General features: G+C 64.5%; 7 protein-coding genes. 6 read left to right on the forward strand and 1 reads right to left on the reverse strand.

The window, feature by feature from the left end:
• Positions 1-14 precede the first annotated feature (14 nt).
• Positions 15-2,243 carry a TonB-dependent hemoglobin/transferrin/lactoferrin family receptor gene (locus HNQ83_RS27315; protein ID WP_175391961.1) on the reverse strand — a complete coding sequence of 743 codons (2,229 nt, stop codon included), beginning with the start codon at positions 2,241-2,243 and terminating at the stop codon, positions 15-17.
• Positions 2,244-2,485: 242 nt separating this feature from the next.
• Here HNQ83_RS27315 and HNQ83_RS27320 point away from each other — a divergent pair, with 242 nt between their 5' ends.
• From HNQ83_RS27320 to HNQ83_RS27345, 6 genes are read left to right on the forward strand one after another with little or no spacing between them, the layout of a single operon-like run.
• Positions 2,486-3,244 carry an energy transducer TonB gene (locus HNQ83_RS27320; RefSeq protein ID WP_175391962.1) on the forward strand — a complete coding sequence of 253 codons (759 nt, stop codon included), beginning with the start codon at positions 2,486-2,488 and terminating at the stop codon, positions 3,242-3,244.
• A 16-nt stretch (positions 3,245-3,260) separates the two neighbouring features.
• Positions 3,261-4,331, forward strand: a complete 1,071-nt coding sequence (locus HNQ83_RS27325) for a hemin-degrading factor (RefSeq protein WP_175391963.1) — start codon at positions 3,261-3,263, stop codon at positions 4,329-4,331.
• Positions 4,332-4,343: 12 nt separating this feature from the next.
• Positions 4,344-5,243, forward strand: a complete 900-nt coding sequence (locus tag HNQ83_RS27330) for a hemin ABC transporter substrate-binding protein (protein WP_175391964.1) — start codon at positions 4,344-4,346, stop codon at positions 5,241-5,243.
• Between the two features lie 50 nt (positions 5,244-5,293).
• The gene (locus HNQ83_RS27335; protein WP_175391969.1) at positions 5,294-6,277 is read left to right on the forward strand and encodes an iron chelate uptake ABC transporter family permease subunit; all 984 of its coding nucleotides are present in this window, start codon (positions 5,294-5,296) and stop codon (positions 6,275-6,277) included.
• On the forward strand, positions 6,277-7,044 hold the full coding sequence (locus tag HNQ83_RS27340; protein WP_175391965.1) for a heme ABC transporter ATP-binding protein: 768 nt from the start codon (positions 6,277-6,279) through the stop codon (positions 7,042-7,044). The genes HNQ83_RS27335 and HNQ83_RS27340 overlap by 1 nt, the downstream gene beginning before the upstream one ends.
• 57 nt (positions 7,045-7,101) lie before the next feature.
• Positions 7,102-7,986 (forward strand): ChaN family lipoprotein, encoded by an 885-nt coding sequence (locus HNQ83_RS27345; protein ID WP_175391966.1) that lies wholly within the window; start codon positions 7,102-7,104, stop codon positions 7,984-7,986.
• Positions 7,987-8,082 lie beyond the last annotated feature (96 nt).

Below are 8,082 nucleotides of genomic sequence, written 5' to 3' on the forward strand. Positions count from 1 at the left end.
ACTGGCCCCCCTGATCAGATTTCCCAGATCAGGTTCACCGCAGTGTAACGCCCTGGCTGGGTCAGGCGGCCGAGGCCCGCGGCGTTTTCATCGCGGCCCTGGACGTCCCCCCAGTTCCAGTACTTTTGATCGGTCACGTTGAACAGGCCGGCGTTGATCGAGACTTCCTCGGTCACCTGCCACCAGGCATTGAGGTCGAGCACGCCGTAACCCGGGGTTTCGAACTGACGGTTGATCAGCAGGTCGGCATCGCCAGTGTGGTCGACGCGGTCCTTGGCCTGCACCAGGGTCCAGGTCAACTGGCCACCGTACACACCGCTCGGCGCATCGTAGCCCAGGCCCAACACCGCCTTGAGCGGGTCGACGCTGTTCAGCGCCTCACCGGTTTCTTCATCCTTGCCACGGGCATAGGCAATCGAACCCAGGGCACGGGTGCCGGCCGGCATGAAGGCGTCGAGCTTGATGTCGCCCTTGGCTTCGGCGCCGCGGATGGTGACCTTGCCGATGTTGCGTGGCTGGAAGGTCAGCAGGCCGGTGCCGTTCGGGTCCGGCACGGTATCGGTGGCGATGAAGTCCTTGTACTTGTTGTAGAACAGCGCGATGCCGAAGCTGCCCAGGTCGTAGCGACCGCGCAGGCCGAATTCGTAGCTGTCGCTGGTTTCAGGCTTCAGGTCGGGGTTGCCGATCTGCTGGTAGCCGAATTGCGGGTTGCTGAATTCGCCGAACATGTTGATCGGGCTTGGCGCGCGGAAGCCGGCGGCGTATTGGCCGTACAGGCTTTCGTGTTCGGTCAGCTGATAGGTCACACCGAATTTCGGCGAGATGTGATCGTCGGTGATGCGCGACGGGTCGGTTTCCGCTGGCAAGCCGTTGAGGTATTCGTCGGTGACGTGTGGCGTCTGGCGGTAGTAGTCGTAGCGCACACCGGGCAGCAGGGTCCAGCGGCCGATTTCGATGCTGTCCTGCACGAACAGACCGAGGGAATCGCTGGTCGGGTCCGGGAAGTCGCTGACCGGGAAGTTCTCCGTGGCCGGCACCGTCGCGCCAGTGTCCAGGCGCACCTCACTGCCCTTGCGCAGGTTGCTGGCCTCGATGCGTTTGACCTCGGCACCGTAGATCAGGTGGTGCCGGGTATCGGCGATGGCAAATTCCTTGTCGAGCTGGGTGTTCAGGCTCCACAGGCGCTCGTCGTATTGCGAGTCACGCGTGCGCAAGCGGTTGACGCGTGCGGTGGTCTGGCGCTGCTGGGAGGTCTTCTGGTTGTTGCTGCTTTCCTGATAGTTCAACTGCCATTGCAGCTTGTCCGCCATCAGGCTGTCCAGGCTCAGGGTGTGCGCCAGGCTGTAGCGGGTGCGGTCGATGCTGTCTTCGGCCGTCGAACCGAGAATGGCCGGGCTGGTCAGGGTGGCGCGGGTGACCACGTCGCTCAGCAGGTTGCTGTTGGCGTCGTCCTGATAATTTTCGTAGGTGAACTGCAGGCGGTCGCCGTCAGCGTAATCCCAACCCAGTTTGGCCAGCAGGTTCTTGGTGGTGTAGTCGAGCGGGTTGGCCTCCTCGCGGGAGGCACCGACACCGCCCGTGCCACCCCAGGTATCGGTGGACTGGCCGTCGCGACGTCCCAGGTGCAACAGGCCGTCAACCGAACCTTCACGAGCCGCGAAGGTGGCGCTGCGCTGCCAGCTGTCATCGCTGCCGTCATAACCGGTCTTGAAACGGGCGTACGTATCGTCGCCCGCTTCCAGGTAATCGCCGGCATCCTTGGTCAGGTAGCTGACCGCACCGCCGATGGCGTCGCTGCCGTACAGCGAAGACGCCGGGCCGCGGATGATTTCCACCTGCCTGATGGTATCGAGGTCGACGTAGTTGCTGCGCACGTCCTGGAACGGACTGAAGAAGTTGCTTTGCGGCATGCGCACGCCATCGACCTGAGTCAGTACGCGGTTGCCGTTGATGCCACGGATGGTCGCCCCCGTGTTGCCAAAGCGGCTACCGGTACCCTCCACCGAAACGCCCGGCTCATAGCGCACCAGGTCCTTGAGATCCTTGTCGTTGTGCTGGTCGATTTCCCGTTCGCTGTGGACCGACACAGTGCTCGGCACCTGCAGCAGGGTCTGCTCGGTGCGGGTGGCGGTCACGCTGACGGTATCGAACTGGGTAACGGACTCTGCGGCCAGGGCCAACGATGGCGAAAGCAACAGCAAGGATAGCCAGGGACGCTTGGCGAATGGCGGGCGGATCGACATCTCACTTACTCCTGATGGACAGACAGCCGTAATGCGGTGCAAGGCTCTGGAGCAGGCCTTTGCCAGCGGCTGGAGCTGTCCGGCATGTAGTTGATTTTGTTAGGTAACGCAGCGCTTGGGACCCTTCTGTGAAGGCCTGAACCAATCGCTTGCTTGGCAGCGGGAAGCGAAGATAAACGAGCTTGACACGTAAATGCAAATTATTATCATATGCACTTCCGATAAAAATAGAACGACCGTGCATGAAGCACTTTTGGGGATATCTGCTGCTGTCGATCGCGCTGCATGTCAGCGTGGGTTGGCTATTGCGCGAGCTTCGGGCCGAGCCCGAGCCGCTGGCGTGGCAACCGCCGATGGCGATTCAACTGGTCAGTCTTGAACCGGTGGACAAACCCATTCCTGCCCCCGCTGCACGACCTGAACCGGTGGGTCCGCCGGCCACGTTGCCGAAAGCCTTTGTACCCGCCGTGGCAGAGCCCGTTCCTGCCAAACCCTTGCCGGTCAGCCCCCAACCGGCGATCGTCAAGGCATCGCCACCCGCGAAACCGCAACCAAAATCGCCACCGCCACCCCGTATCGAGCCGCGTCCGGTACAACCCGCCAGCGCACAGACATCAACCGCGCAAGCCGCCACCCAACCGACGCCGGCAGCCACAAAAACCGCCACCACCCTGCCCCCGGCCATGATCACCCCGGCACCGCCGCTCACCCCGGTGGTGAGCCTGCGCCCCAGTTTCGTCACCCCACCGCCAGCGCCGCGTTATCCGAATGTGGCACGACGTCGAAATCAGCAAGGCATCGTGCGGGTCGAGGTGCACCTGGACGAACGCGGTCAGCAGCTCAAGTTGGTGCTGAGCCGTTCCTCGGGCGTGGAAAGCCTCGACGATGCCGCCCTGGAAGCCGTGCGCAACTGGCGTTTTCGCCCCGAAATTGTCGATGGCCGGGCCGTGCCCAGCCGCGTGGAAATACCAATAGAATTCGCCCTCACGGCGAACCGATGACCCTGAAGGAGTTCACATGACCGCTCAATCCACTGCCCTGTCCGCTACCCCGGCGCTGTACCAGAACTGGCAACAGTTGCGTGCCGAGCAATCGGGCCTGCGTGCCCGCGATGCCGCTGCCAAATTGGGTGTCAGCGAGGCCGAGCTGACCGCCAGCCGCCTGGGCACCGACGCCGTGCGCCTGCGCCCTGAGTGGAAAGAACTGCTGCCGGCACTCGGCGAGCTGGGCTACATCATGGCGCTGACCCGCAACGAACACTGCGTGCACGAACGCAAAGGCGTGTATGCCGAAGTGACGGTGATGGGCAGCGGGCAAATGGGCATGGTGTTGTCGCCGGACATCGATCTGCGCCTGTTCCTCAGCGGTTGGGCCAGCGTGTTTGCCATCGACGAAACCACCGCCCGTGGCCCGCAACGCAGCATCCAGGTGTTCGACCGCCAGGGCGTGGCCGTGCACAAGGTGTTCCTCACCGACACCAGCGAAGAAGCCGCCTGGGCGCCTTTGGTCGAGCGTTTCCGTGCCGAAGAACAAAGCGCCGAACTGAACCTGCAACCCTTGCCGGATGCCAAGCCGCCCCGCGCCGATGCCGACGTGGACGCCGCCGCCCTGCGCAGCGAGTGGTCGCAGCTCAAGGACACCCACGACTTCTTCGCCCTGCTCAAGCGCAACGACGTGGCGCGCACCCAGGCCCTGCGCCTGGCCGGTCATGAGTGGGCCGAACCCTTGGCCACCGTCGAGTTGACCAACGTCATCGAAGCCGCCGGCAAGGGCGAAGTGCCGATCATGGTGTTCGTCGGCAACTCGCACTGCATCCAGATCCACTCCGGCCCCGTGAGCAACCTGCGCTGGATGGACACCTGGTTCAACGTGCTCGATCCGAACTTCAACCTGCACCTCAAGACCACCGGTGTGACCGAGCTGTGGCGTGTGCGCAAGCCGAGCGTCGATGGCATCATCACCAGCTACGAAGGTTTCGATGCCGACGGTGAGCTGGTCATCCAGCTGTTCGGCGTGCGCAAGCCGGGCATCCCGGAGCGTGACGACTGGCGTGCCCTGGCCGAAACCGCCACCGTCCTGATCGACTAAGGAAGTCTTGCGATGCGAATCAAATCACTGCTGGCCTGCGCCGGCGTGCTCCTGAGCCAGATGGCCGTAGCCGACGGCCTGCCCCAGCGTTGGGTCAGCGCCGGTGGCGCGTTCAGCGAATGGGTGGTCGCCTTGGGTGGCGAGAGCAAACTGGTGGGTGTCGACAGCACCAGCCAGTACCCGCGTTCACTGCGCAGCCTGCCGGGCATCGGCTACCAGCGCGCGCTGGCGGCCGAAGGCATTCTGGCCCTGAAGCCGGACATCCTGGTGGGCAGCGCCGAAATGGGCCCGCCGCCGGTGCTGGCGCAACTCAAGGCGGCCGGGGTGCGCATCGAGTTGCTGTCGGCCAAGGCCGATGTGCCTTCGCTGCAACACAACCTGACCGAACTCGGGCAATTGCTCGGCAAGCCAACGGAAGCCCAGGCGTTGATCGCCGGTTATCAGCAGCGCCTGGAGCGTCAGGCCGCATGGGTCAAGCAGGTGCAGCAGCAAAACCCCGCACCACGGGTATTGATGCTGCTCAGTCACTCGGGGGGCAATCTTCAGGCGGCTGGCAAGGACACACTGGCAGCCTGGATGATCACCCAGGCGGGCGGGCAGAACCTCACCGAACACAACGGCTACAAGCCGGTGTCCAATGAGGCGATGCTGGCCCTGGACCCACAGGTGATCATTTTCGCCGGTGGCCGTCTTGAAGGGGATGCCGCGCGCGCTGCCCTGCTGGAGCAGAATCCGATCCTCGCGCAGACCCGGGCCGGTCGCGAAGGCCGGGTGCTGGTGATCGATCCGACGCTGCTGGTCGGCGGTCTGGGTCCGCGCATTCCGGATGCACTGGCGACACTGTCGAAGGCGTTCTATCCGTCGGCACCGATCCAGACAGCCCGGTTGCAGACATCCGAGAACAGCCGATGACGGCTATCGTTCGGCCACGGCCGATGCTGATCACCCTCGGCCTGTTGTTGGTGCTGGTGTTCTGGCTGTCCCTGGCCCTCGGGCCGGTCAGCCTGCCGCTGGGCGATACCTTGCTGGCCGGGCTGCGTCTGCTCGGCCTGCCGGTAGACGGCGGCGACACGCAACAGGCGGAACTGATCCTCGGCCAGATTCGCTTGCCGCGCAGTTTGCTCGGCATCGCGGTCGGTTCGGTGCTCGCCCTGTCCGGCGTGGCCATGCAGGGGTTGTTTCGCAACCCGCTGGCGGATCCGGGGCTGGTCGGCGTGTCCGGTGGCGCGGCACTCGGTGCGGCCATCGCCATTGTCGGCGGCAGCCTGCTCGGCGGCTTGCCGCCGGCCATCGAGCCGTACCTGCTGTCGGTGTGCGCCTTCGCCGGTGGTCTGATCGTCACGGCGGTGGTGTATCGCTTCGGTCGCAGCAATGGCCAGACCAACGTCGCCACCATGCTGCTGGCGGGTGTGGCGATGACCGCCATGGCCGGTGCCGGCGTCGGCCTGTTCACCTACCTGGCCGATGACGCCACCTTGCGCACCTTGACCTTCTGGAACCTGGGCAGCCTCAACGGTGCCAGCTACCCGCGCCTGTGGCCGCTGCTGATCGTGGCGGTGGGCGTGGCGGTGTGGTTGCCGCGTCGCGCGGCGGCCCTCAATGCCATGCTGCTGGGTGAGTCGGAAGCGCGGCACCTGGGTTTCAATGTCGAGCGGATCAAGCTGGAGCTGGTGCTGTGCACGGCGCTGGGCGTCGGTGCCGCCGTGGCCGCGGCGGGTCTGATCGGCTTTATCGGTCTGGTGGTACCGCACCTGATGCGGTTGCTGGTCGGCCCGGATCACCGGGTGTTGCTGCCGGCGTCCCTGCTCGCCGGTGCCAGCCTGCTGTTGCTGGCCGACCTGGTCGCCCGACTGCTGTTGGCGCCGGCCGAGTTGCCGATCGGTATCGTCACCGCGCTCATCGGTGCACCCTTCTTCCTTTATCTGCTGGTACGGGGGCGTTCCTGATGCTGCGCGCTGACAACCTGCTGGTCCGGCGCGGCAGTCGCACCGTGCTGGCGAACATCGATATCGAGTTGCGTCCGGGGGAAGTCCTCGGCGTGCTGGGGCCTAACGGTGCCGGTAAAAGTACCCTGCTCGCCGCCTTGTGCGATGAGCTGCCGGCCAACGAAGGCACGGTCAGCCTCGACGGGCGCAAGCTGGCGGACTGGCCCGGTCAGGAGCGGGCCAAGCGCCTGGCGGTACTTCCCCAGAGTTCGAGTTTGAACTTCGCTTTCTCGGTCAATGAAGTGGTGGGCATGGGTCGCTTGCCCCATGCCAGCGGTCGTGTGCGTGATGCCGAAATCGTTGCCGAAGCACTCGGTGCCGCCGACGCCCTGCACCTGGCCGGACGCAGTTATCTGGCCTTGTCCGGTGGCGAACGCCAGCGCGTGCATCTGGCGCGGGTACTCGCTCAGCTGTGGCCGGGTGCCGAGGGGCAGACCCTGCTGCTCGACGAGCCGACCTCGATGCTCGATCCGCTGCACCAGCACACCATTCTGCAAGCGGTGCGCGATTTCGCCGGGCGCGGTGCGGCGGTGCTGGTGATCCTGCACGACCTCAACCTGGCGGCGCGTTATTGCGATCACCTACTGCTGTTGCAGGACGGTCGCCCCCACGGCTACGGCACGCCGGATGACGTCCTGACCGCCGAGGCGGTGGAAGCGGTGTACGGATTGCAGGTGTTGATTCACCAGCATCCGGAACGTGGCCACCCGTTGATTATCGCGCGCTGATACCCGTCCCCTCCCGCCGTGGGGAGCGAGGGGGCCAACATCTAATAAGGAAAACCGATGCGCATTCTGCTGTTATGCCTGTTCAGCCTGCTGGCTGCCTGCCAATCCCATCACGTCACGCCCCCGCCGGCACTGATCGCCCCGCAAGGTCGGGATCATGCCGATCTGGGCGTGATCCGCGAACTCGCCACCGGGCGCACCCTGACGCCGCAAGAACTGGTCGAACGACTGGCGGCTGCGCCTCGGGTATTGATCGGTGAGCAACACGACAACCCCGATCACCATGCCCTGCAACTGTGGCTGCTGCGCGAATTGGCGCAACAACGTCCGCAAGGTAGCCTGTTGATGGAAATGCTCAACCCCGACCAACAGGCCAAAGTCGATGCGGCCCAGACCGCCACCCGTGCCGGTCAACCGCCGGCCGATGCTTACCAGGCGCTGTCCTGGCAAGCCAACTGGGATTGGGGCGTCTACGGTGCACTGGTGACCTATGCTCTGCGTCAACCCTACCCGCTGCTGTCAGCCAACCTGGATCGGGCGCAGATCATGCAGATCTACAAACAGCGTCCAACGCTGAACGGTGAGGCCTCCACCACCCAACAGGTACAAACGACGCTTTTGGAAGACATCCGCGAATCCCATTGCGGCTTGCTGCCCGAATCGCAGATGCCGGCGATGCTCGCCGTGCAGCAACAGCGTGACCGGCGCATGGCCGAGCGCCTGCTGGCGGCACCGACGCCGGCGGTGTTGCTGGCCGGGGCATTCCATGTGCGCAAGGATTTGGGGGTGCCGTTGCACCTCAAGGATCTCGGTGCTGGCGAGGGTAACGCGGTGCTGGTACTGGCCGAGGCGGGCAAGACAGTGACTGCCGAAAGCGCGGATTATGTGTGGTATACGGCGGCGCAGCCGGAGCAGGATCACTGCGCTAAATTGCGTCGTTAGTTTTTGACTGATCCAGGCTTTTTTATCAGGGCGACTATCGCCTTCGCGAGCAGGCTCGCTCCCACAGGGGAATGCATTCCAAATGTGGGAGCGAGC

The organism is Pseudomonas sp. C2B4 (genome assembly GCF_013359695.1).
In the GTDB taxonomy this organism is placed as follows: Bacteria; Pseudomonadota; Gammaproteobacteria; order Pseudomonadales; family Pseudomonadaceae; genus Aquipseudomonas.